General features: G+C 69.8%; 28 protein-coding genes. 17 read left to right on the plus strand and 11 right to left on the minus strand.

Annotation, left to right across the window (positions count from 1 at the left end; translation table 11 throughout):
- Positions 1 to 83: 83 nt before the first annotated feature.
- A complete protein-coding gene (phoU, locus tag ABD798_RS12000; protein ID WP_344873784.1) occupies positions 84 to 734 on the plus strand; it encodes a phosphate signaling complex protein PhoU in 651 nt (216 codons plus the stop codon).
- Positions 735 to 938: 204 nt separating this feature from the next.
- Here phoU and pstB read toward each other — a convergent pair whose 3' ends face one another.
- From pstB to ABD798_RS12035, 7 genes are all read right to left on the minus strand, one after another.
- Positions 939 to 1715 (minus strand): phosphate ABC transporter ATP-binding protein PstB, encoded by a 777-nt coding sequence (pstB, locus tag ABD798_RS12005; protein WP_344873786.1) that lies wholly within the window; start codon positions 1713 to 1715, stop codon positions 939 to 941.
- Positions 1716 to 1733: 18 nt separating this feature from the next.
- Positions 1734 to 2645 (minus strand): phosphate ABC transporter permease PstA, encoded by a 912-nt coding sequence (pstA, locus tag ABD798_RS12010; protein ID WP_344873788.1) that lies wholly within the window; start codon positions 2643 to 2645, stop codon positions 1734 to 1736.
- Complete coding sequence (gene pstC / locus ABD798_RS12015; RefSeq protein ID WP_344873790.1) at positions 2642 to 3616, minus strand: phosphate ABC transporter permease subunit PstC; 975 nt, start codon at positions 3614 to 3616, stop codon at positions 2642 to 2644. Before pstC ends, pstA begins: the two co-directional genes overlap by 4 nt.
- A 58-nt stretch (positions 3617 to 3674) precedes the next feature.
- Positions 3675 to 4790 (minus strand): phosphate ABC transporter substrate-binding protein PstS, encoded by a 1116-nt coding sequence (pstS, locus tag ABD798_RS12020; protein ID WP_344873792.1) that lies wholly within the window; start codon positions 4788 to 4790, stop codon positions 3675 to 3677.
- A 314-nt stretch (positions 4791 to 5104) separates the two neighbouring features.
- Positions 5105 to 5446, minus strand: a complete 342-nt coding sequence (locus ABD798_RS12025) for a hypothetical protein (protein ID WP_344873794.1) — start codon at positions 5444 to 5446, stop codon at positions 5105 to 5107.
- A gap of 128 nt (positions 5447 to 5574) precedes the next feature.
- Positions 5575 to 6477, minus strand: coding sequence for a mycothiol synthase (gene mshD, locus ABD798_RS12030; RefSeq protein WP_344873796.1), 903 nt, complete (start codon positions 6475 to 6477; stop codon positions 5575 to 5577).
- A gap of 14 nt (positions 6478 to 6491) precedes the next feature.
- Entirely contained in the window at positions 6492 to 7229 is a 738-nt protein-coding gene (locus ABD798_RS12035) for a winged helix-turn-helix transcriptional regulator (protein WP_344873798.1), read from the minus strand.
- Between the two features lie 127 nt (positions 7230 to 7356).
- Here ABD798_RS12035 and ABD798_RS12040 point away from each other — a divergent pair, with 127 nt between their 5' ends.
- The 8 genes from ABD798_RS12040 to ABD798_RS12075 all read left to right on the plus strand — a co-directional run bounded on the left by ABD798_RS12040 (position 7357) and on the right by ABD798_RS12075 (position 12916).
- Entirely contained in the window at positions 7357 to 8160 is an 804-nt protein-coding gene (locus tag ABD798_RS12040) for an alpha/beta hydrolase (RefSeq protein WP_344873800.1), read from the plus strand.
- Positions 8157 to 8999 carry an LmeA family phospholipid-binding protein gene (locus ABD798_RS12045; protein WP_344873802.1) on the plus strand — a complete coding sequence of 281 codons (843 nt, stop codon included), beginning with the start codon at positions 8157 to 8159 and terminating at the stop codon, positions 8997 to 8999. Before ABD798_RS12040 ends, ABD798_RS12045 begins: the two co-directional genes overlap by 4 nt.
- Before the next feature lie 25 nt (positions 9000 to 9024).
- Positions 9025 to 9456 (plus strand): TlpA family protein disulfide reductase, encoded by a 432-nt coding sequence (locus tag ABD798_RS12050; RefSeq protein ID WP_344874012.1) that lies wholly within the window; start codon positions 9025 to 9027, stop codon positions 9454 to 9456.
- A 222-nt stretch (positions 9457 to 9678) separates the two neighbouring features.
- A complete protein-coding gene (locus tag ABD798_RS12055; protein ID WP_344873804.1) occupies positions 9679 to 10101 on the plus strand; it encodes a DUF4395 domain-containing protein in 423 nt (140 codons plus the stop codon).
- A 66-nt stretch (positions 10102 to 10167) separates the two neighbouring features.
- On the plus strand, positions 10168 to 11010 hold the full coding sequence (locus ABD798_RS12060; RefSeq protein ID WP_344873806.1) for a sulfurtransferase: 843 nt from the start codon (positions 10168 to 10170) through the stop codon (positions 11008 to 11010).
- Between the two features lie 14 nt (positions 11011 to 11024).
- Positions 11025 to 11330, plus strand: a complete 306-nt coding sequence (locus tag ABD798_RS12065) for a DUF1416 domain-containing protein (protein WP_344873808.1) — start codon at positions 11025 to 11027, stop codon at positions 11328 to 11330.
- Positions 11331 to 11457: 127 nt separating this feature from the next.
- Positions 11458 to 12072 carry a peptidoglycan-binding domain-containing protein gene (locus ABD798_RS12070; protein WP_344873810.1) on the plus strand — a complete coding sequence of 205 codons (615 nt, stop codon included), beginning with the start codon at positions 11458 to 11460 and terminating at the stop codon, positions 12070 to 12072.
- A gap of 193 nt (positions 12073 to 12265) precedes the next feature.
- A complete protein-coding gene (locus tag ABD798_RS12075; protein ID WP_344873812.1) occupies positions 12266 to 12916 on the plus strand; it encodes a heme-binding beta-barrel domain-containing protein in 651 nt (216 codons plus the stop codon).
- Between the two features lie 109 nt (positions 12917 to 13025).
- Here the strand turns inward: ABD798_RS12075 and ABD798_RS12080 are convergent, their stop codons facing one another.
- A complete protein-coding gene (locus ABD798_RS12080) occupies positions 13026 to 13877 on the minus strand; it encodes an aminodeoxychorismate lyase (protein ID WP_344873814.1) in 852 nt (283 codons plus the stop codon).
- Between the two features lie 41 nt (positions 13878 to 13918).
- Here ABD798_RS12080 and ABD798_RS12085 point away from each other — a divergent pair, with 41 nt between their 5' ends.
- The 5 genes from ABD798_RS12085 to ABD798_RS12105 all read left to right on the plus strand — a co-directional run bounded on the left by ABD798_RS12085 (position 13919) and on the right by ABD798_RS12105 (position 17932).
- Positions 13919 to 14338, plus strand: a complete 420-nt coding sequence (locus tag ABD798_RS12085) for a Fur family transcriptional regulator (RefSeq protein ID WP_344874014.1) — start codon at positions 13919 to 13921, stop codon at positions 14336 to 14338.
- Positions 14335 to 15408 carry a CAF17-like 4Fe-4S cluster assembly/insertion protein YgfZ gene (gene ygfZ, locus ABD798_RS12090; RefSeq protein WP_344873816.1) on the plus strand — a complete coding sequence of 358 codons (1074 nt, stop codon included), beginning with the start codon at positions 14335 to 14337 and terminating at the stop codon, positions 15406 to 15408. Before ABD798_RS12085 ends, ygfZ begins: the two co-directional genes overlap by 4 nt.
- 55 nt (positions 15409 to 15463) lie before the next feature.
- Positions 15464 to 16315, plus strand: coding sequence for a beta-keto acid cleavage family enzyme (locus ABD798_RS12095; protein WP_344873818.1), 852 nt, complete (start codon positions 15464 to 15466; stop codon positions 16313 to 16315).
- A gap of 73 nt (positions 16316 to 16388) precedes the next feature.
- Positions 16389 to 16979 carry an RsiG family protein gene (locus ABD798_RS12100; RefSeq protein WP_344873820.1) on the plus strand — a complete coding sequence of 197 codons (591 nt, stop codon included), beginning with the start codon at positions 16389 to 16391 and terminating at the stop codon, positions 16977 to 16979.
- A gap of 14 nt (positions 16980 to 16993) precedes the next feature.
- Positions 16994 to 17932 (plus strand): asparaginase, encoded by a 939-nt coding sequence (locus ABD798_RS12105; RefSeq protein ID WP_344874016.1) that lies wholly within the window; start codon positions 16994 to 16996, stop codon positions 17930 to 17932.
- Between the two features lie 109 nt (positions 17933 to 18041).
- Here the strand turns inward: ABD798_RS12105 and ABD798_RS12110 are convergent, their stop codons facing one another.
- Both ABD798_RS12110 and ABD798_RS12115 read right to left on the minus strand, forming a co-directional pair.
- On the minus strand, positions 18042 to 18524 hold the full coding sequence (locus tag ABD798_RS12110; RefSeq protein WP_344873822.1) for an AMIN-like domain-containing (lipo)protein: 483 nt from the start codon (positions 18522 to 18524) through the stop codon (positions 18042 to 18044).
- Complete coding sequence (locus ABD798_RS12115) at positions 18524 to 19051, minus strand: hypothetical protein (protein ID WP_344873824.1); 528 nt, start codon at positions 19049 to 19051, stop codon at positions 18524 to 18526. Before ABD798_RS12115 ends, ABD798_RS12110 begins: the two co-directional genes overlap by 1 nt.
- A gap of 366 nt (positions 19052 to 19417) precedes the next feature.
- On the opposite strand from ABD798_RS12115, the gene ABD798_RS12120 reads away from it, so the two are divergent.
- Positions 19418 to 20584, plus strand: coding sequence for an MFS transporter (locus tag ABD798_RS12120; protein ID WP_344873826.1), 1167 nt, complete (start codon positions 19418 to 19420; stop codon positions 20582 to 20584).
- A gap of 43 nt (positions 20585 to 20627) precedes the next feature.
- Positions 20628 to 21827, plus strand: a complete 1200-nt coding sequence (locus ABD798_RS12125) for an MFS transporter (RefSeq protein ID WP_344873828.1) — start codon at positions 20628 to 20630, stop codon at positions 21825 to 21827.
- 43 nt (positions 21828 to 21870) lie between these two features.
- Here the strand turns inward: ABD798_RS12125 and ABD798_RS12130 are convergent, their stop codons facing one another.
- Complete coding sequence (locus ABD798_RS12130; RefSeq protein ID WP_344873830.1) at positions 21871 to 22764, minus strand: DUF8083 family protein; 894 nt, start codon at positions 22762 to 22764, stop codon at positions 21871 to 21873.
- A gap of 179 nt (positions 22765 to 22943) precedes the next feature.
- On the opposite strand from ABD798_RS12130, the gene ABD798_RS12135 reads away from it, so the two are divergent.
- Positions 22944 to 23138 carry a DUF3073 domain-containing protein gene (locus ABD798_RS12135; protein WP_344873832.1) on the plus strand — a complete coding sequence of 65 codons (195 nt, stop codon included), beginning with the start codon at positions 22944 to 22946 and terminating at the stop codon, positions 23136 to 23138.
- Positions 23139 to 23306: the final 168 nt, after the last annotated feature.

Genomic DNA, 23306 nt, shown 5'->3' on the forward strand with positions numbered 1-23306 from the left:
CGCACGCGGTGTTTGTGCTCCATTAACGCCCGGTTCACCGAGCTATACGGTCCCCGAGTCCTGCCCGACGTAGGGTGGGCGGCATGCGTGAGGCCTACCAAGAGCAGCTCGACCACTTCGCCAACCACCTCGGTGACATGTGCGCGGCGGTCAGCGAAGCCGTTCAGCGGGCCACCGCCGCGCTGCTGGACGCGGACCTGTCGCTCGCCGAGCAGGTGATCGACGAGGACGCCCGCATCGGTGAGGCCCGCAAGGCCGCCGAGGAGCAGGCCTTCGCACTGCTCGCCCTCCAGTCCCCCGTCGCGACCGACCTGCGCGTCGTCGTCTCCGCGATCCACGCGGCCGAGGACCTGGAGCGCATGGGCAAGCTCGCGCTGCACGTCGCCAAGACCACCCGCCGCAGGCACCCGCAGCCCGTGCTGCCGGAGCAGGTCCGCGAGGACTTCTCCGAGATGGGCCGCGTCGCCCACGAGCTGGGCAAGAAGGCCGAGCGCGTCATCCGCACCCGCGACCTGGAACTGGCCATGGAGCTGGAGCAGGACGACGACGAGATGGACGAGCTGCACCGCCACCTCTTCGCCGTGATGATGAGCCCCGACTGGCCGCACGGCGTCGCGCCCGCCGTCGACATCACCCTGCTCGGCCGCTTCTACGAGCGCTTCGCCGACCACGCCGTCGCACTGGCCCGCCGCGTGGTCTTCATCGTCACCGGCAAGATGCCCGGCGACGACTAGAAGTCCGCTGGTCTTCAAGTACGGCAAACCCCCGTCTCAGCGGTCGTCAACTGCCGCAAACCCCTTGGTGCTGTTGGGGTTTGTGGCGGTTAGCGATGATCGAGACGGGGGTTGGTGGGTCTTGAAGACCGGCGAACTTCGGAAGCACTGGACGGGATCGGCCGGGTGCTCGCGCACCCGGCCGATTCGTCTTTTCGTTGTGGCTCAGCCGAAGCGGCCGGAGATGTAGTCCTCCGTTGCCTTCTGCGTTGGGTTGGAGAAGATCTTCTCAGTGCCGTCGACCTCGACGAGGCGGCCGGGCTGGCCGACCCCGGCGAGGTTGAAGAACGCGGTCTGGTCGCTCACCCGGGCGGCCTGCTGCATGTTGTGGGTGACGATGACGATCGTGTACTGCTGCTTGAGCTCGGTGATCAGGTCCTCGATCGCCAGTGTGGAGATCGGGTCGAGCGCGGAGCACGGCTCGTCCATCAGCAGCACGTCGGGCTGCACGGCAATGGCGCGCGCGATGCAGAGCCGCTGCTGCTGACCGCCGGAGAGGCCGCCGCCGGGCTTGTCGAGGCGGTCCTTCACCTCGGCCCAGAGGTTCGCCCCGCGCAGCGAGCGCTCGGCGATCTCGTTGAGCTCCTTCTTGTTCTTCATCCCGGCCAGCCGCAGGCCCGCGACCACGTTGTCCTTGATGGACATGGTGGGGAACGGGTTGGGCCGCTGGAAGACCATGCCGATCGTGCGGCGGACGGACACCGGGTCCACTGTGGACGCGTAGATGTCCTCGCCGTCGAGCAGCACCTGCCCCGCGACACTCGCCCCGGGGGTCACCTCGTGCATCCGGTTCAGCGACCGCAGCACGGTCGACTTGCCGCAGCCGGACGGTCCGATGAACGCCGTGACGCTGCGCGGCGGCACGGACAAGGTGACCCCGTCGACGGCCTGGAACTTGCCGTAGTAGATGTTGAGGTCCTTGACGTCGATGCGCTTGGCCATCGCTGGTTTACCGCCCGCTCACTTCGTCTTGATCGCCGAGAGCCGCGAGACGATCGCGGCCACGAGGTTGAAGAGCATGATGATCACTACCAGGGTCAGCGCGGCGCCCCAGACGCGCATGTCGCCCGCCTCGGTGCCGGTGGCGCGCTCGGTGTTCATCAACAACGGCAGCGAGGCCATCTCGCCGGAGAAGATGTTGTAGTTGATGAACGGCGCGTAGCCGACCAGGATCAGCAGCGGCGCCGTCTCGCCCATCACCCTGGCCAGGCCGAGCATGACGCCGGTGACGATGCCGGACAGCGCCGTCGGGATGACGATCTTGACGATCGTCTTCCACTTGGGAACGCCGAGCGCGTAGGAGGCCTCGCGCAGCTCCATCGGCACGATCCGCAGCATCTCCTCGGTGGTGCGGATGACCACCGGGACCATCAGCAGCACCAGGGAGAGCGAGACCGCGAACGCGCTGCGGGTGAAGCCGAACGTGGTGATCCACAGCGCGTAGATGAACAGACCGGCCACGATGGACGGGACACCGGTGAGGATGTCCACCATGAAGGTCGTGGTCCTGGCCATCCGCGAGCGCGCGCCGTACTCGACGAGGTAGATCGCCACGAGCACGCCGATCGGCACCGAGATGAGCGCGCAGACGACGCCCTGCACCAGGGTTCCGAAGATCGCGTGATAGGCCCCGCCGCCGAACTGCGTCGCGGTGAGCCCGTTGAGCGACTTGCCCCACCAGTCCGCGCTGAGGATGGGGCCGAGGCCCTTCTCCAGCACCGTGTAGAGCACCCACACCAGCGGGATGACCGCGATGACGAAGCACAGGTAGACCAGCACGGTCGCGACGAGGTTCTTGGCCTTGCGGGCCGCGCCGATCGGCCGGAACGCCGGCGGGCTCGCCGGCCGGTCGAGGTCAACGGAGGTGCTCATGCGTACTCCTTCTTCCCGGCCACGACGGTCCGCGCGAGCGCGTTGACCGCGAAGGTGATCAGGAACAGCACCAGACCGGCCGCGATGTAGGCGCCGACGGTGAGGTTGTCGTTGAACTCCGCCGAGCCCAGTGCGATCCGGGACGCGAACGTCGCGCCGCCGTCGAAGATCGTGTAGTTCGGCGCGGAGTCGGTGGCGCTGAGGATGGTGGTCAGCGCGATGGTCTCGCCGAGCGCGCGCCCGAGGCCGAGCATGGCGGCGCTGATGAAGCCCGCCTTGCCGAAGGGCAGCACCGTGGTGCGCACGACCTCCCACTTGGTGGCGCCGAGCGCGAGCGCCCCCTCGACGTGCGTGACGGGGGTGCGCGCGAAGATCTCCCTGCTGACCGCGGTGATGATCGGCAGGATCATCACCGCGAGCACCACGCCGGAGATGAAGATGTTGCCGCCACCGCCGGTGGAGACGTTGCCCAGCGCGAAGATCGGGATCCAGCCCAGCGCGTCGTTGAGCCACTCCGCGAACGGCAGCAGCGTCGGCGCGAGCACCTGGATGCCCCACAGGCCGAAGATGATCGACGGCACGGCGGCGAGCAGGTCGACGACGTAGGCGAGCGAGCGGGCCAGCCTGCGCGGCGCGTACTGGGTGAGGAACAGCGCGATGCCCAGCGCGACCGGGGTGGCCAGCACCAGCGCGACGGCGGAGGTCGCGACGGTGACCCAGAGCAGGTCGATGATGCCGAAGCGCAGGTTCGCGGGGTCGTTGGTCACCCAGTCGCGGCTCAGCAGGAAGTTGACGTTGTCCCGCTGCAGCGAGGGAACGGCGCGCAGCAGCAGGAAGATCCCGATCGCGGCGATCAGGACCACGATGAACACGCCCGCGCCGGAGGTCAGGGCCCGGAAGATCCGGTCGCCTGGCCTGACAACGGTCGGCTTCTCAGCGCTGGAGATGACAGCCTCCGGTAGTCCGGTCAAGCGGAAGGCCGGAACGCGCGTCGCGTCCCGGCCAACCGCCCGATCGAGAGTGGATCCGTCAGGCGATCGCCGAGACGGCCGTTGTCAGCTTCTTCTTGAACGTCTCGGGCAGCGCCACGTAGCCCGCGGCCTCCAGCTCGCTCGCGGAGGCGTTGGCCGCCACGGTCAGGAACGCCTTGAGCGCCTTGGCGGTGTCGGCGTCGTAGCCCTTGGAGCAGACCACCTCGTAGGTGGCCAGCAGCAGCGGGTAGGCGCCGGCGGCCTTGGTGCCGTAGATCGAGTTCAGGTCCAGCACGAGGTCGTTGCCGGTGCCCTTGACCTGCGCGCCGTCGATGGCCTTGGCGGCACTGGCGGAGGTCAGCTCCACCGCGCCCGCGCCGGTGTCGACCTTGGCGATGCCCAGCTTGGCGTTCTTGGCGAAGGACCACTCGACGTAGGTGATGGCGCCGTCGGTGCTCTTGGTCGCGCTGGAGACGCCGTCGGAGGACTCCTTGCCCTCACCGACGCCGCCGGTGAACTTCTTGCCGCCGCCCTTGGTCCACGCCTGCGGGGCCGCGGTCTTGAGGTAGGTCTGGAAGTTCTCGGTGGTGCCGGACTCGTCGGAGCGGTAGATCACGACGATCTTCTTGTCCGGCAGCGAGGCACCCGGGTTGGCCGCGGCGATGGCCGGGTCGTTCCACTTGGTGATCTGGCCGCTGAAGACCTTCGCGGCGAGCTCGCCGTTGAGGACGAGGTTGTTCAGGTTGGGCACGTTGTAGGCCAGCGCGACCGGGCCGAAGACCAGCGGCAGGTTCCACGCCGGGTTGCCCTCGCAGCGCTGCGCGGCCTTGTCGACCTCGCCCTTCTCCTTGCTCAGCGGGGAGTCGGTGCCACCGAAGTCGATCTGCTTGGCGGTGAACTGGCTGATGCCCTTGCCCGAGCCGGACTTGGTGTAGGCGATCTTCTGCCCCTGGCACTTCGCCTGGAAGTCCTTGGCGAAGATGTCCATGGCGTTCTTCTGCGCCGAGGAGCCCTCGGCCGAGAGGGTGGCCTTGCCGCCGCACTCGACGCTCAGGTTCGCCATCGAGCTGGACGTGCCCTGGGCCCCGGTGTTGTTGTCGCTGCCACAGGCGGACAGCAGCAGGGCGCCCACGGCCACCAGACCGATCGCGGCGCCGCTCTGCTTGATCTTCACCTGAACTCCTCCAGCTGGGAAAGGGATGTGCCGGCGAGGTTTCCGCCGTACGGCCGCAGACGGTAGGCAGCCAGGGTTGACGGGCCTCGCTGAACAGGTGAACGACGGGTGAACAAGCCACTGGGAGTGACCATCCCCACCCCATTGGGGCCGTTCCGTGTCCCCCGCGTGACCAGCGCGTATGCGCGCCGTGACAGCTCCGTCATCCGGTGTGCCCACGGCTCCCAGTCTGCGGCGCCCCCGCCCGGCCCGCGACACAGCGACGGGGGCTGTGCTCGATCGAGCACAGCCCCCGTCGCGGAGGTGTTTCGGCGCTACCGGTTGGGCAGGTTGCGCAGGATCTCGTTGCCGGAGTCGACCGCCTCGTTCCACGCGGAGAGGTAGGCGAAGCACATGACCAGTCCGACGATCGAGCAGACGAGGCCCGCGATGGCCAGCCCCTTGTTGCTGGCGGCACCGCTCATCGCCTTGCTCAGGCCGACCCCGGAGAGCACCGCGCCGATGATGACCAGCGGCCACGCCACGACACCGATGATCGGGATGAAGCTGAAGACCAGGCCGATGAGCCCGACGACGAAGCCGGCGGTGCCCAGTCCGTTCTGCTGTGGCGCGGGGTAGCCGCCCTGCGGCTGCTGCGGCGGGTAGGGCATGGACATGCTGAATTCACTCCCGGACAGGTCTACGGCGTGCTAAGAGCGCGTGAAACTACCGCACATTCACGAACGACATGCCGGTTCGCGCAGAGTCGGTGCCTGTCCGTAAGCGGACGCCTATCAGGAGCGGGTCAAACCGGCGCAAACTGGACATCGGCGTCCCACCGGCTGAACCCCAGCTTCTCGTAGACCCGGACGGCCGCGGTGTTGTCCGCCTCGACGTAGAGCATCACGGCGGGCAGGCCGAGCGAGCGCAGGTGGTGCAGCCCGGCGAGCGTCAGCACGGAGCCGAGGCCGCCGCCCTGCGCGTCGGGGTCGATGCCGACGACGTAGACCTCGCCGATGGGCTCTCCACCGGTGCCGGGCGAGGCCGGGTGCACCTTCGTCCAGTGGAAGCCGACGACCTCGCCCGCCTTCTCCGCGAGGAAGAAACCGTTGGCGTCGAACCACTCCTCGGCCTCGCGGGCGCGGACATCCGCCTCGGTCCAGCCGCCCTGCTCGGGGTGCCAGGAGAACGCGCGGTTGTTGACCGCGACCATGGCGGCCTCGTCCTCGCCGGGGCGGAAGGTCCGCAGCACGACGCCCTCCGGGGCCTCGCGGGTCGGCAACGCATCGGCGAGCGAACGGCGCATCCGCCACAGTTCGCGGGCGCGGCGCAGGCCGAACTTCTCCGCGAGGTGCCTGGCCGCGGGGGTCTCCCCATGCGCCCAGATGCGCAGCTTCGAGCGGTCGGAGACCTTGCCCAGCACGCCTTCGACGAGCGCGGAGCCGGTGCCGCGACGACGGTGCTCGGGGTGGACGGCCAGCTCGGCGACCGCGTTGCCGTCGTTGTCACCGGCGCGGTCGAGGAAGGCGTAGCCGACGACCGGCCCGCCCGCGCGCTCGGTGGCCACGAGGTGGTCCCCGGCGTCGAGGTTCAGCAACACGTGCTCGCCGATGGGCGCCCTGCCGTCGACCTCGGCCGCCGCGGCGACGAGCGCGCGCACCTGGTCCGCCTGCTCTTCGGAGAGCTTGTCCTGCCAGATCAGTTCCACCGAACCGACGTTACCTAGCGGGAGACGGGAATCCGAGGCGTGGGAGCCGGGGCCGCGGCGCGCTGCGAGGTGGAGCGGGTGGCCGGGCGGACGAACTTGTAGCCGACGTTGCGCACGGTGCCGATCAGCGCCTCGTGCTCAAGGCCGAGCTTGGCGCGCAGACGACGCACGTGCACGTCCACCGTGCGCGTGCCGCCGAAGAAGTCGTAGCCCCAGACCTCCTGGAGCAGCTGCGCACGGGTGAAGACCCGGCCCGCGTGCTGCGCGAGGTACTTGAGCAGCTCGAACTCCTTGTAGGTCAGTTCGAGCGCGCGTCCGCGCAGCTTCGCGGAGTAGGTGGCCTCGTCGATGACCAGCTCGCCGACCTGGATCGCGCCGTCGCCGCCCCGGTGCGCGGCGGCCCTGCGACCGCGGACCAGCCGCAGGCGGGCGTCGACCTCGGCGGGGCCGGAGTTCGGCAGCAGGATCTCGTCGATGCCCCAGTCGGCGTTGAGCGCGACCAGGCTGGCCTCGGTCACCACGGCGATGACCGGAACGTCGATGCCACTGCCCGCGAGGAGGCGGCACAGGCTGCGCGCGCCGACGAGGTCGGTGCGGGCGTCGACGATGACGGCCTCGTGCGGACCGGCCTCCAGCAGCGCGGAGACATCGGGAGCGAGCGGGCGCACCTGGTGCGGGAGCAGCGAGAGAGCGGGGAGCACCGACTCGGGATCGCGGTCGGTGGTCAGCAGCAGCAGATCGATGCTCGACATGGGCGCTCCTCTCGCGCGGACCGCGCTCGGTCCACAAGAGTTCGGTCGGCGCCGTTGCCGAAGGATGTCGGGGAGGATACCGAACGTGCCACCTCGACACCTAGCCCGCGAAGCCCGCGTCACACTGATGACCTCGGATAACGTTCGCCTGCACGCCGTCTTGCACGATTCAGCCGATCCGGGCGGTCTCGCCATCGTCGTGGCACACGGCGTAACACACCACGTCGGCCTGCCGACCGTTGAACGGCTGCTGCGCAGGCTCGCGCTGAAGCACTCCGTGCTCGGCTTCGACCTGCGCGGACACGGTCGCTCCGGCGGCGTCTCCACGGTCGGCGAAGCGGAGATCCACGACGTGGAGGCCGCGGTCCAGTACGCGCGGCAGCGCTACGAGCGGGTCGCGACGCTCGGGATCTCGCTCGGCGCATCGGTGGTGCTGCGCCACGCGGCGCTCATCGAAGCCCCCGACGCCGTGGCTGTCGTCAGCTGCCCGGCGCGGTGGTGGGTTCGCGAGACCCCGGCCATGCGCCGCGTGCACTGGATGCTGGAGCAGCCGCAGGGCCGGATCGCGGCGCGGTTGCTCGGGGTCCGGCTGGGCACTCCGTGGACGGAGATCCCGGCGTCTCCCGTCGAGGTCGCGGGCCTCGTACCGCCGGAGAAGCTGCTGATCGTGCACGGTGAGCGCGACCAGTACTTCCCCCGCGAGCACGCCGAGGCGCTCCACAGGGCGACCGGCGGGGAGGCCGATCTGTGGCTCGAACCGGGCATGAGGCACGCTGAGAGCGCGCTGACGCCACAGCTGGTGGACCGCATCGCTCGGTGGCTGGACGAGCGCACCCGAGGCAACTCCGTCGGGGTGCGTCACGTCCCCCTATCGGTACCGCGGCCCTCCAGCGGCGGACCGAGGCAAGGATTGGACGGAGAACCCACGTGAAGAAGCTGGTCATCAGCCTGGTCGTCGTACTGGGCCTGTTCGTGGTCGCCGACTACGCCATCGCGGCGACCGCCGAGTACCAGTTGTCGCAGCGGATGCGGACCCAGCTCAACATCACCGAGGACCCCGACGTCCGGATCAACGGTTTCCCGTTCATCTACCAGGCCCTCACCGGCGACTACCCCAACGTCGAGGTCCGCGCGGTCGGCGTGCCGCTGACCGCCGACGGCAAGATCAAGGTCGAGGGCGAGGTCCGGCTGCGGCACGCGCGCGCCTCGCTGTCCGACCTGATCTCCGGCAACACCCAGGACATGCGGGTGGACGAGGTGCTCGGCGCCGTCAAGGTCACCGCGAGCGACGTCGGCAAGCTGATCAGCATCCCGGACCTCAAGATCGAGAACCCGACGCAGGAGGAGCTGAACAAGCTCCAGAACGACGTCAACCGGGTCAAGGAGCAGGAGGAGCCCAAGCCGCCGCTCGCCGGGACCGTGCAGGACGAGGAGAAGCGCAAGGCCATGGTCCGGCTCACCGGCAGCACCACCATCGCCGGGCTGAAGACCGAGATCACCGTGCTCGGCGTGATCCAGATCGTGGACGGGCAGATCGAGATCAAGCCCAACACGCTCAAGCTCGGCAACGCCAAGTCCGGTGGCGAGGTCACGCTGCCCGCCGCGATCGAGCGCGCCGCGCGGGCCGCCTTCACCCACCGGGTCAACCTCGGGGCGCTGCCGTTCACCGTCGTGCCGACCGCGGTCAGGGTTGAACGGAACCAGCTCGTCATGGAGGCTTTGGCCAAGGACGTGCAGCTGCGCACCCTCACCGGGCGCATGGGGCAGTGACCCCCTAGCTCTTTCGGCGGTGACGATGACGGGTTTCGTCGTTGTGCTGGTCGCGATCGTGGTGACGGTCGCGATCGGCCTGCTCTACCGCAAGCTCAACGGCAGGGTCAGGGAGAAGGGGCAGCCGGTGGAGGTCGTGCTGCCCGCTCCGGTGCGCACCGCGCTGGACGCGGCGCCGGACGCCGGGTCTCCCGTCACGCTGCTCCAGTTCTCCACCACCTTCTGCGCTCCCTGCCGCCACGCGCGGGTGCTGTTGACCGACCTCGCCGGGCGCACCGAGGGCGTGCGCCACGTCGAGTTCGACCTCACCGCGCACCCCGAGGTCGCGGAGCAGCTGCACGTGCTGCGCACCCCGACCACGCTCGCGCTTGCTCCCGACGGGCGGGAACTGCTGCGGGTCAGCGGGCTGCCGAAGCGGGACGCGCTGGTCACCGCGCTGCGCCCGCACCTGCCCTAGCACGGGGTGTTCCCACTGGCTGGACACCCCTCCCGGAGCGCGGGCGATCGGAGTAACCTCGCTGACATGTACGTATGGCTGACGAAGCGACGCGTGGTGGACCACTGCCGCGTGCGCAGCAGCCTGTGTCGCCTCTGACGGGCGGTTGCTGACGGCTGCGCCGAGCGCGCCGGGAACCGCCTCTGACGGACTCTTTTCGCAGTCGAGTCAGGAGGCAAGTCCATGTCCGTTGACCCACCGGTCGATCCCCGAGGACCCCGATTCTCGGCCTGGCTGACCAGTCTCGTGCTCGTGCTGGGGATGGTCACCGGGGTGTGGCAGCTGGTGGCGGCGCAGGCGGTCATCTTCGCCATGTGCGCCTTCATCAGCCTGCGCCTCAACCCCTACGGCCAGCTCTACCGCACGGCGGTGCAGCCGAGGTTGAAGCCGACGACCGAGCGCGAGGCGTCCGAGCCGCTTCGCTTCGCACAGGGCGTCGGGTTCGTCTTCACCCTGGTCGGCACCATCGGCTACGCCTCCGGCCTCACCACCCTCGGCATCGTCGCCACGGCGGGCGCGCTGGTCGCCGCACTGCTCAACGCGGCGTTCGGACTGTGCCTCGGCTGCGAGATGTACCTGCTGCTGCGGCGCTTCCGCCCAGCCTGAGTCCCCAAGACTTTCCACCCCAGCAAGTGTTCTGAGTAGACGCAAACCCTTCACGAGGAGCGCTCGATGAGCCGTGAGAACGTCCTGGTCTCGGCCGAATGGGCCGAGCAGAACCTCGACGCCGAAGGGGTGGTGTTCGTCGAGGTCGACGAGGACACCGCCGCCTACGAGACCGGGCACATCCCCGGCGCAGTCAAGATCGACTGGAAGCAGGACCTCCAGGACCCGGTGCGCCGCGACTTCGTCGACCGCGAGGGCTTCGAGAAGCTGTTGTCCGCCAAGGGGATCAGCAACGACAACACCGTGGTCCTCTACGGCGGCAACAACAACTGGTTCGCCGCGTACGCGTACTGGTACTTCAAGCTCTACGGGCACGCCGACGTGAAGCTGCTCGACGGCGGCCGCAAGAAGTGGGAGCTGGACGGGCGCCCGCTGGACAAGCAGGACGTGCAGCTGGCCGCGACCACCTACACCGCGGCCGAGCCCGACACCTCCATCCGCGCGTTCCGCCGCGAGGTCGAGGACGAGATCGGCGCCAAGAACTACGTGGACGTGCGCTCCCCCGACGAGTTCTCCGGCAAGCTGGCCGCCCCCGCGCACCTGCCGCAGGAGCAGGCCCAGCGGCCCGGCCACATCCCCGGCGCGCTGAACGTGCCGTGGAGCAAGGCCGCCAACGAGGACGGCACCTTCAAGAAGGACGAGGAGCTGCGCGAGCTGTACAAGGCGGAGGGCCTCGACGAGTCCAAGGCGACCATCGCCTACTGCCGCATCGGCGAGCGCTCCTCGCACACGTGGTTCGTGCTGAAGGAACTGCTCGGCTACTCCGACGTGAAGAACTACGACGGTTCCTGGACCGAGTACGGCTCGCTCGTCGGCGTGCCGATCGAGCTCGGCGCGGGCAAGAAGTAAAGGGAGCGGACGAGATGAGCAGCTGCGGAGCCCCCGCCCAGACGGCGGTACTGCCCGCCAACATCGACGCCGGCAAGGAGGTCGTGCTCTCCGGGCGCGTGCTCTCCGGCGGTGCCCCGGTCGGCGGCGCGTTCGTGCGCCTGCTCGACTCCTCCGGCGAGTTCACCGCCGAGGTCGTCTCCTCCGACGGCGGCGACTTCCGGTTCTTCGCCGCTCCGGGCTCGTGGACGGTGCGCGCTCTGCACCGCTCGGGCAACGGCGAGACGTCGGTGAGTGCCGACGGCCCGGGACTGCACACCCTTGAGGTCGCGGTCTCCTAGAAGCCACTCCGAGAAAGTTCGGCCCCGTTCCGCTGCACTGGGACGGGGTCGAACTCTTTTCTTTTCGTGGCAACCACATGCCTCACCCGGACGTGTCATTGGCACAGGCACAACAGGGGAGGAACCCATGCGGAAGTTCGGTGTTCGGGCGATCGTCGTCGCGGTGCTCGCGGCAGGGCTCAGTGGCGTTGCGGCAGTGACCGGCGCTGGCACCGCCATGGCTTGCGAGGCCCACCAAGGGGATTCGCGCGAGTTCGCCGCGACGCTGTCGAGGGTGGAGCCGGGGCAGCGCGGGGTCGAGGTGCTCGGATTGCAGCGTGCGTTGCGCTACAAGGGATACGGCCTGCGCGGAACGGGGCTGTACGCGGAGAACACGCTCGCCTCGGTGAAGGACTTCCAGCGCCGCAACGGAATCGTCGACGACGGCGTGGTGGACCAGCCGACCTGGCAGGCACTCGTCGGCCCGCTGCTGCCCGGCCGGACCAGCACTCCGTTGCTGCCGGAGCGCGGCATCCAGCCCGGCGCGCACGACCCGCAGATGATGGACCAGCTCGCCAACGCGTTCAACCGGCTGGAGATCGACGCCCCTGAAGAAAGCGGCGGGCACTACAACGAGGCGTGGCAGGCGACCGTGCGCGTGTTCCAGCGCAACGTCGGCATCAAGGACAGCGGCATCGTCGGCCCGCTCACCTGGAACGCGCTGTTCCGCGCGGTCTCCATCAGCGGTCAGTGGGGCTGCTGAGCCCTCCTCGCTTGATCCTCGTCACCCCGGTGGGGTGGGGCGGCGCGGCCGCTCCACCCCCGACGTATCCTCGGCGGGTGGAATGGTTCTTTACCGGGCTGATCGGGCTGGCCGCGCTGCTGACACTGTGGTTCGCCGGCTACGTCGTCTACCGGCTCTACTCCGACCAGCGCTGACGAGTGAATCGCAGGACATGACCCAGACTCCCCCCGAGCCGGCCCCCGGCGTCGTTCCCGGCAGCGGTGACGCCGCCGTGCGCGCGGCCGCCGAGCGCGCCGAGCACACCCGCGACCGCAACCTGCCGCAGTTCGAGGACATGCCCATCGCGGGCGACACCGCGAACCTGCGCCTCGGCCCCAACCTGCACGACGCGTGCCTGGACCTGCTGCCGCTGATCGGCGTGTGGCGCGGCGAGGGCGAGGTCGTCTACCCGACGATCGAGGGCCCGTACCGCTTCGGCCAGCAGGTGACCTTCGCCCACGACGGGCGGCCGTTCGTCCACTACGAGGCGCGCTCCTGGCTGCTCAACGAGGCCGGTGAGGTCGTGCGCCCCGCCGCGCGCGAGACCGGCTTCTGGCGCCCGCAGGCCGACGAGACCATCGAGGTGCTGCTCACCCACTCCTCGGGGATCGTCGAGATCTACTACGGCAAGCCGCTGAGCCAGACCGCGTGGGAGTTCGGCACCGACATCGTCATGCGCACCGCGACGGCCAAGGAGGTCAACGCGGCCTCCCGCCTCTACGGCATCGTCGAGGGCGACCTGGCCTACGTCGAGGAACGCGCGATGGCCGGTCAACCCCTCCAGCCGCACACCTCCGCCCGCCTCACCCGCGTCGTCGGCTGAAGCCGCAGTTCTTAAGCCCTGAACGACCCGTTTAGTGCGTTGAGCGCGCTGAACGGGTCGTTTAGCGCGTTCAAGTACCCAAACGGGTCGTTCAGGGCTTCAACGGGGGCTAGGCGTAGACGGCCTCGTAGAGGGATGAGATCTCCTGGTGCAGGGGCGTGAAGTCCCGCAGGGGTGTGCCGTTGAGCGTGTGCACGCGAGTGACCAGCCGGACGCTGGAGACGCACCAGAGGCCGTCCGCGCCTGTCAGGTCCTCGACGGTCATCGGCTCGACCTTGGTCTTCCAGCCCGCCGCCTCGGCAGCGCGGAACAGGGCCGCCTGGGTGGTGCCCTCGAGGATGCCGAGCGGGGGCGGGGTGGTGGTCAGGGTGCGGTCCTTGGCGATGACCACCGTGGACGTCGGGCCCTCCAGCACGGTGCCGTCGGCGGCCGTGAAGATCACTTCCTGGGCGCCCTGGCTCTTCGCGTAGCGGGTCGCGGCCATGTTCACCGCGTAGCTCAGGGTCTTCGCGCCCAGCAGCAGCCACGGCGCGCGGTCGGTGAGGTCGGTGCTGTAGCCGCGGTCCAGGGTCAGCGCGGACACGCCGTCGCGGCGGCAGGCGATGGTGCTGTCCGGGATCGGGATGCCCATGGCGAAGCCGGTCGGCGTGCCGTCGCCGTACTCCGGGCCCCGGGTGTAGATGAGCTTCAGGCCCATCTCGGGGTGGGTGTCCCACGGCCAGGCGTCGATCACGATCTGGCTGAGCCGCTCCCACGCGGGCACGTCGACCGGGGGCATGTCCAGCAGTGCCGCGGACCGGGCGAGCCTGGCGAGGTGCGGGCCGAACTCACGGGTCCTGCGGTTCACCACGAAGATCGTTTCGAACACGCCGTCGCCGCGCTGGACGCTGTAGTCGTCCGGTCGGAGGAGTGGGGCCTCTGGGTCGACGAGAGTCCCGTCGAGCTTTGCCACTACGCGCATGCGATCAGCCTACGATTGGGCTCGTGGACAGCGTGCCGGAGATGCTCCGCCGGACCCTGCGCGAGCGCGGGCTGAGGATGACGCCGCAGCGCCAGCTGGTGCTCGACGCGGTGACAGAGCTCGAACACGCGACCCCGGAACAGATCTGCCAGCACATCCGCGAGCGCACGCCGACGGTCAACATCACCACCGTCTACCGCACGCTGGACCTGCTCGAACAGCTCGGACTGGTGCGGCACACGCACCTCGGGCACGGCGCGCCGAGCTACTCGGTGGACGCCCACGAGCACGTCCACCTGGTCTGCCACCGCTGCGGCGGGCTGGACGAGGTGCCGTGCGACGCACTCGCGGCGCTGGGGGAACAACTGCACACCGCGCGGGGTTTCCACCTGGATGCCAGCCACCTCGCGCTCTCCGGGGTGTGCGCGGACTGCTCAGTCGGAGATCAGGAGTTGCCGTGACGCTAGGCCAGCCAGGCGCGATCCCCCCGCCGGAGGACTCGGCGGACCCCGGGGTGCCGTGGCACTTCGGCGACCCGCTCGCCGAGCAACGGACGGCCGCGCGCTCGGCAGCGGTGATCGACCGCTCGCACCGGGGCGTCATCGCGGTCTCCGGCGCGGACCGGCTGACCTGGCTGCACTCGCTGACCAGCCAGCACATGACCTCCCTCGCCGACGGCTCCGGGAGCGAGCTGCTGATCCTCGACGTGCAGGGCCGGATCGAGGACCACGCCGTCGTCGCGGAGCTGGACGGCACCGTGTGGCTGGACGTCGAGCGCTCGCGGGTCGAGCCGCTGCTGGGCTACCTGACCAAGATGGTCTTCTGGTCCAAGGTCGAGCCCAAGGACGTCACCGACGAGTTCGCGCTGCTCACGGTGGTCGGCCCGACCTCGGACGAGGTGCTGGCGGCGGTCGGCGTCGTGGTCGCGGACGGGGTGCTCGCCCTGCCCGGCGGCGGGTTCGCCAGGCGGATGAGCGCGCCGGACTCGGTCGACCTGCTCGTGCCCCGCGCCGAGCTGGATGCGTGGTGGTCGCGGCTGACCGGCGCGGGGGCAAGGCCAACGGGCAGCTGGACCTACGAGGCGCTGCGGGTCGAGGCGCTGCGCCCCCGGCTCGGCATGGACACCGACGCGCGCACGATCCCGCACGAGGTCTCGTGGATCGGCCGCGCCGTGCACCTGGACAAGGGTTGCTACCGGGGCCAGGAGACGGTCGCCAGGGTGCACAACCTCGGCAAGCCGCCCCGGCGGATGGTGCTGCTGCACCTGGACGGCTCGCAGGAGGTGCTGCCCGAGCCCGGGGCTCCGGTCACGGCGGGTGGCAAGGTCGTCGGGCGCCTCGGTTCGGCCGTGCTGCACCACGAGCTGGGCCCGATCGCGCTGGCGCTGCTCAAGCGCTCGGTGCCGGTCGAGACCGAGCTGAGCGCGGGTGAGGGCGAGGACGCGGTGAGCGCCGCGATCGACCCCGACTCGGTGCCGCCGGACACCGGTGAGCAGCCAGGACGCGCCGCGCTGCGCAGGCTGCGGGGCTGACCACCTGCCCCGGGGGCTATCTCCGGACGCCGATCGCCTGGCAGGATCAGCCACCATGACAGCGTCGTCAGGCAGAGGGTCGTCCGGCACTCTCATCACGGTCGCCCCCACCGGGGCGGAGCACAGCAAGGCCGAGGTCCCGAACCTGCCGGTCACGCTGGAGGAGCTGGTCCGCACGGGCCAGGACTGCGAGCGCGTCGGCGCGAGCATGATCCACGTGCACGTCCGCGACGCCGAGGCCCGGCCGAGCCTGGACCAGGGCCTGCTCAAGGAGACCGTGGCCGCGCTGCGCGGTGAGACGAACCTGATCGTCCAGCTGTCCACCGGCGGCGCGGTGACCGATCCGGAGGAGGACCGGCTGGCCGTGCTCGACGCCATGCCGGACTCGGCCTCCTGCACCATGGGCACGGTCAACTTCGGCGACGCGGTGTTCATGAACCGCTGGGAGTTCATCGTCGAGCTGCACAAGCGGATGCAGGAGCGCGAGATCGTCCCGGAGTACGAGATCTTCGACGTCGGCCAGCTGGCCTCGCTGAACCGGCTGCTGGACGAGCACGGGGCGCCCGCGGGCGGTCACGTGCACGTCGACCTCGTGATGGGCGTTCCCGGCGGCATGCCGGGCACGACGGAGATGCTGACCTCCGCGCTGCGGCTGCTGCCGCAGGGGGCGAGCTTCTCCGCGACGGGCATCGGGCGCACGTCGCTGCCGGTGATGTTGGCCTCACTGTCCGCAGGTGGTCATCTGCGGGTGGGCATGGAGGACACGCTCTCCTACGCGAGGGGCGAGCGGGTGCGCGACAACGCCCAACTCGCGGCGCGAGCGGCGGCGTTGTCCCGGATCGCGCAACGGCCGCCGATCGCGGTCGACGAGGCTCTGGCGCTGCTCGGAGTGCGGCAATCCAGGTGATTATTCGAATGTGTACCTGTTGGGAGTAGAGCGGGTGTTGGCGGCTGACCGGAATGTCCCGCAGGATGGGCACGTGATCGAGGTACGTCCAGGCGGGCGCCGGAGGATTGACCGCGTGCTGGCCCCGGACTACACCGAGGGTGTCGAGCAGCGCCCCCTCAGCGAGGTGCGGGAGCTGCGGGACGAGGCTGCGCAGGAGGAGACCGACCTCTCCTACGTGCGCAGGCTCCTGCACGCCAGGATCGACATCGTCCTGGCCGAGCAGCGCAGACGCTCCGAGGGTGGTCCGACCTCCGTGGTCGAGCAGCTCGTCGGCATCCTCTCGGAGAACGCGGTCCGGTCCACCGGCAGTCTCGGGCGCGCCCAGATGCCGGAACCCTCGCGCGCGGAGGCGCACCGCAGGCACGTCGAGACCCTGGTCTCCGACGTGGACCTGTCCAACGTCACCTCGCTGACCGAGGAGCAGATCGCGCACGCGCTGCGGGCCTACCGCGCCGAGGAGGCGTCGGTGTCCAGGCGGCGGCGCGAGGTGCAGGTGGTCATGGACCAGCTCAACGAAGAGATCGCTCGGCGGTACCGCGAGGGCAGGGCGTCGGTGGACGATCTGCTGGCGGCCAGCAGGCTGCGCAGGCAGGACGGGGCCGACGAACCCGAGGAGGACTAGCCATCGCCAGCGAACTGGTCGAGGTGGTCCGTTCCGGCGTGCGCGAGTGCGTGCACCACGGCTCGGTGATCGTGCTCGGACCGGCGGGCGAGGTGGTCCGCGTGCACGGGGACACCCGCAGGCCGATCATGCCGCGCTCGTCGAACAAGCCCGTCCAGGCGTTGGGGATGCTGCGGTGCGGCCTCGACGTGCCGGACGACGCGGACCTGGCCCTCGTCTGCGCCTCCCACAACGGCGAGCCCGACCACGTCGAGCGCGCGACGGCACTGCTGGCCAAGCACGGTCTCACCCCGGACGACCTGCTGTGCCCTCCGGACTACCCCGTGCACGAGGGCAGCAGGAACGCGCTGGTCGCGGCCGGTGGCACGGCGAACCGGGTCAGCATGAACTGCTCCGGCAAGCACGCGGGCATGCTCGCGACGTGCGTGCAGCGCGGTTGGCCGACGACCTCCTACACCGATCCGTCGCACCCGCTCCAGGTGACGATCAGGAACACCCTCGCCGAGTTGGCCGAGGAGCCGATCGCGCACACGGCGGTCGACGGATGCGGCGCCCCGCTGTTCTCCGTCTCGCTGTACGGGCTCGCCCGGGCCTTCGGCAAGCTCGCCAGCGCTGAGCCCGGCTCGGACCTGCGCCGCGTCGCCGACGCCATGCGCGCGCACCCGTACCTGGTCGCGGGGACCGGGCGCGAGGACACGCTGCTGATGGACGCCGTGCCCGGGTTGTTGTGCAAGGCGGGCGCCGAGGGCGTGCACGCGGCGGCTCTGCCGGACGGGCGGGCGGTCGCGCTGAAGATCTCCGATGGGGCCCAGCGGGCGCGGATGCCGGTGATCGTCGGCGCGCTGCGCTCGCTCGGCGTCGCCACACCCGCGCTGGAGGAACTGGCCGAGGAGCCGGTGTTCGGCGGCGGTCGGCGGGTCGGCTCGGTCCGCCTGCTCCCCGCCGTCTTCTAGGGCCGTCTTCTGGGGCCGTCTTCTAGGGCCGTGTTCTGAGCTGGAACAGGCGAAGGGACCTCCACCCCCTGCGGTGAAGGTCCCTTCTGGCTTGCTGCGGTTCGCGCGACTAGTTCTTGGGGAACTCGATCGTCAGCGTCGAACCGGTGTGGTGCACGGACTTCGGGAAGAGGCCCTTTCGGGTGCCGATGACCCAGGACAGCGTGCCCTCGAAGTCGCCGTTGATGACAACCTCGCCGACGACGCCCGCACCCTTGACACGACGCGGACCCCTGTACGGGTTGCCGTACCAGTCGTAGCCGCACAGCATCCGGACCTCGTACCAGCTGGTGCCCTTGACCTTGACCGGGTCGCCGGAGCCGTCCTGCACCGGCGGCGAGGTCAGCTCGCTCACCGTCACGTCCTCGACGCGGCGGGAGTAGGTCAGGTCGACGGCGGTCGTGGAACCGGTGTCGCGGACCTTGACCTCGGAGAAGGTGAACGGACGGCACTCCTGCGCCGGGGTGGCCGAGGCCAGGGGCGCGAGCACGCCCGACAGTCCCGCCAGCACCGCGCCGACAGCGATCGCCCTGCTCAGGCCGAGGGCGGTCATCAGGCGACCTTGACGTAGACCTGGACGGTCTTGCCCTTGGCGGAGAAGGTGATCTGCCGCTTCTTGTCCAGGCCGATGAACCAGAGCGCCTGGCCCTCGAAGTTGTCGGCGTGCACGATCTGCTTGACGGCGCCCTCGCCCGCGATCTTGCGCTTGCCCTTGTAGGTGTCGCCGATCCAGTTGTAGCCGTCGGTCACGACGCGGATCCACGCCTTGGCGCTCTTGTCGTAGTCGATCTTGCCTTCGCCCGCGGACGGGTAGGGCTTCTCGTTGGCGCCGAGGAACGAGACGTCGCGCAGGTGGTTGAACTTCTTGCCCTTGGCGTCCTTGCCCTCGACCGCGCAGTGGTAGTTGAAGACCACGCTGATGCCGTCGTGGTCGGCCGAGTGGAAGACGTCCTTGAGGACGTTGCCCTCGGCGCAGTCGACGGCCGGAGCCGGAGCGGCGACCGCGGTGGGGGCGACGGCGCCACCCAGGGCGGCGATCAGGACGCCACCGACGGCGAGGCGGGAGAGCAGCGAGGTCATCGTCTTCCTTTCACTTGCGGCGCCTGGGGGTGCGCCAGCAAGAACGACTGAACCACAGGGTTGTTGGAAAATTGGCAACAAAGCCGTGTGACCAAGATGACGCATGCCCACGGGGCGGAATAGTCGCTCTTGAAACCGTTCTTCTCCTTTCTTGTGACCATCGTCACCGCGAGCTCCAACATCAAGAAGGGGTCAATTACCTGCGGTTTTGTGGAAATTGCAGTTCGGACACGACCGAAGAACGCGCCGATCACCCCATGCTCCGACATGGAAAATCTTCCACATAAAGGCCTGCTCCGATTACGTGTCTTTTCAATTATTGGGACAGCACTCCCGCAATGTGGATATGCGTCCTAGGCTCCGCTGATGATCACGCGCCCCGAGAGCTACCGCTGGGTCGTGCTCGCGGCGGGCGCGCTCGGCCAGGGGGCCAACGCCTCCTACTTCCTGGGCCTGCCGGTGCTGATCCCGCAGCTGCGCGACCACTTCTCGCTGAGCCTGCCGCAGGCGGGACTGCTGGTCGGCGCGGTCAACCTCGGCACGATGCTGACGCTGGTGCTCTGGGGCGCCAGCGCCGACCGCTTCGGCGAGCGCCCGGTGATGACGATCGGGCTCGTCGCGGCGGCACTGTGCCTCGCGGGGGCGGCCGCGACCGACGACGTGCTGGTCGCCGGGCTCGCGCTGCTCGGCGCCGGGGCCTTCGGGGCCAGCGCGAACGCGGCGAGCGGGCGCGCCGTGATGATCTGGTTCCCCGCCGACAAGCGGGGCATCGCCATGGGCGTGCGGCAGTGCGCGACCCCGGCGGGCGCCGCGCTCTCCGCGCTCGTGCTGCCGCTGGCGGCGCACTCCGGAGGCGTGCCGAGCGCGTTCCTGGTGCTGGCCGGGATCAGCCTGGTCGCCGCGATCGCCGTTGTCGTCTGGGTCCGCGAGCCCGAGGGTGCCGTCCGGGCGCCGAAGGGCAGCGGGGCCGGCGAGGTGCTGCGCTCCCCCCGGCTGTGGCGGCTCAGCCTGGCCAGCGCGTGCTTGGTGATCCCGCAGTTCACCACCGCGGCGCTGCTGGTCGAGCTGTTCCACGAGCACCGGGGCGTGAGCCTGGCCGTGGCCTCGACCCTGCTCGCCGTCGCCCAGCTGCTCGGCGCGGGCGGACGGCTGTTCAACGGCGCGTGGTCGGACCGCGTGTCCAGCAGGCTCGGGCCGCTGCGCACGGTCTCGGTGCTGATCGCGGTGTCTCTGGCTCTGGTGGCCTTGCTGGACTGGGGGAACGCCGCGGTGCCGGTGCTCGCCGTGGTCGCGGTCGCCGCCACCGCCCTGTCGCTGAGCTGGAACGGGCTGGCGTTCACCGCTGCGGGTGAAATGGCTCCGGAAGGCAGGAGCGGCACGGCGCTGGGCTTCCAGAACACGGCCAACTACCTGTCGGCGGCGATCGCGCCGGGCATCGCGGGCCTGCTGGCCGCCGAGGTGTCCTGGCCAGCGGCGTTCGCGGTGGGCGGTGCGGCAGCGGTGCTCAGCCTGGTGCTCTTGCGCAAGCTCTGAAATCGTTTTGCGGATCGGAGCCACTGCGGCGACAGTTCCGCCCATGCGCGATCTTCCGAAGTCGTTCCGCCGTGTCTGGGCGGGCGAATCGGTCTCCATGCTCGGGGACTACAGCTACGACGTCGTCTTCGCCTGGCTGGTCCTGTCGGTCACCGGCTCCACGACCACCACCCTGGCCGCCGTGATGATCTCCATCGCGGTGCCGCGCGGGGCGTTGGTACTGGTCGGCGGTGCTGTCACGGACCGGCTCTCGCCGAGGACCGTCATGTTGATCTCGCATCTCGTTCGCGGCGGCTGCGTGCTCACGCTGGCCGTGCTCAACGCCACCGGGACCATCGCGATCTGGCACTTCTTCGTCATCGGCGTGCTCTCCGGGGTGGCCGAGGCGTTCTTCTGGCCAGCGAGTTCGAGCATCCTGCCGTCGCTGGTGTCCGACGAGCAGCTGCCCAAGGCGAACGCGCTGCTCGGGATGAGCGAGCAGTTCGGCCGACTGGCCGGACCGATCGCGGGCGGCGTGCTGGTCGCGCTGGGCAACACCACCACGGCCATGATCGTGAACGCCGCGACGTTCTTGTTCGCAGCGGCGACGCTGCGCGGAGCGCCTGCGGGAACACCGGCGGAGCGCCCCGAGACCCCGTTGTGGCGTGAGATCGGCGTCGGCCTGCGCTACGCCCGCGACAACGTGGAGATCCGGATCGTGCTGCTGCTGGTCACGGCGGCGACGCTGGCCTACGCGGGGCTGTTCGCCGTCGGACTGCCCGCGCTGGCGAAGGAGCTGTCCGGCGATCCGATCGCGCTCGGCGTGCTCGTCGCGTCGTGGGGGCTGGGCCAGCTCATCGGCGCTTACGGCGCGTCGGTCACCGGGCTGCCTCGGCGCTGGGGCTTGCTGATCATCGGCATGACGCTGTGCGAGGGCACGGCCTTCGCGCTCATCGGCTTCCTGCCCAGCGTGTGGGTCGCCGCCGTCGTGCTCGCGGTGATCGGCGTCGGGGTCGCGTATTCGAGCGACGTGGCGTTGCCCGCCTTCGTGCAGACCGCCGTTCCGCGCGAGCTGCTCGGCCGGGTGAGCAGCATCATCGACCTGCCGAGAATGACCCTGGACTCCGTGTCCATCGCGCTGATGGGCGTGCTGATCGCGATCGACGTGCAGTGGGCGTTCGTGGGCGCGGCGCTGCCGATGCTGCTGGTCGGCGTCGGGCTGGCGTTCAGCAAGACCGCTCGGGGGATGAAGGCGGCGCGTTAGGGCCTGTTCGCGGGGCGCGAACACGGGCCCCGCGAACAGGCCCTCAGTTGTGCTGTTCGCGGGAGGCCAGGTCGCTCCAGAACTCGCGGAGCTTCGCGTAGCGCTCGGCGGCCAGCTCGGCGTTGCCGGTCTCCAGTGCGCTGAGCGCGACCTGGACGTCCTCGGCTGAGGTGTCCTCGGTCAGCTCCGCGTCCTCCAGGAGCTGGACGAGGCCGCCGTAGTCGAGCTCGATCACCGAGTTCACGTCGAAGTGCGCCAGCCAGCGCGAGGTGTCGCGGAGGATGCGGGCCGGGCCCTCCTCGCCGAGGGTCGCCGTCACCACCGCGTGCGCTTCCTCGGCGCGGCGGCGCGCGTCGGACATGGAGATCAGCCAGTGCACGCTGCGCTCCGCGTCCCCGCGCTCCTTCAGGACCACCTTGCGCGCGCCCGGGTCGACCAGCGCGAACCACGGCAGCGGCACGGTCCAGGTGGAGGAGACGACGTGGGCGGCTCGGCGCGGCAGGTTGCTCAGCGCGGCCGACGCCCTCGCCCTGACCACCTCGACCGGCAGCGGCAGCGCCTCGTCCACCAGCGGTCCGACCGAGTGGGACAGGAAACCCATCACCCCTGCCGCGGCACGCGGGCGGAGGTCGAGCGGGCAGACCAACGGGGACTCGTCGGAGTCGACGGCGTCGCGGCCGGGCGCGTCGGCGACGGGCAGGGTGATCACGTCGAGCCTGCGCAGTGCGCCCTCGCCGTCGGCGTTGTCGCCGGGCAGCAGACGGGTCGGAGCGGCCGACTGTGTCCTAAGCCACAGTTCGCGCTCGCGGTCGGCGGCCTGGGACCTGGTGAGCCCACCCCCGTTGCGCAGCGCGTGCTCGACCTGCGAACGAAACGCGCCCTCCAGGGAGGACAACGGCTCGTACACCCGGAGATAGGCGACGAACGGACGGGGCACGGGAGGAATCGTGCCATGCGGTCTCGGCCCGGTCACAACCGTGTCATGAGGCACTGCCCGCAGCGCCGTGCCGCGTCGCATTCAGGTGCCTGGGCACGGTACGGTGACTGCCAGGAAACGAGTCGAGACGTGCGGGGCCACCACTGGTCGCCCCCGTCCCTGTATGAGGGGGTCGAGCCATGGGGCGCGGCCGTGCAAAGGCCAAGCAGACGAAGGTGGCCCGGGAGCTCAAGTACCACACCCCTCCCGCCGACTTCGATGCGTTGCAGCGCGAGCTGTCCGGTGACGAGAGTCCTCCTCCTCCGCCCTCCGTCGAGGACGAAGAGGACGACGACCCGTACGCGGACAGGTACGCGGACAAGTACCGCGACTGAATCCCTCTCCACAACGCACCTCAGGGCCGTTCCACCATCACTGGCGGGACGGCCCTGAGAACGTGCCCGTCGGGGTTCGTGCGTCTTCAAGACCCGCAAACCCCCGTTGTGGCGGTCGCTAACCGCGCTGAACCCCGGGTTTGGGGTGGTTGGTGGTGCTGCGCGCGC

The sequence above is a fragment of the Allokutzneria multivorans genome (genome assembly GCF_039537405.1).
In the GTDB taxonomy this organism is placed as follows: domain Bacteria; phylum Actinomycetota; class Actinomycetes; order Mycobacteriales; family Pseudonocardiaceae; genus Allokutzneria; species Allokutzneria multivorans.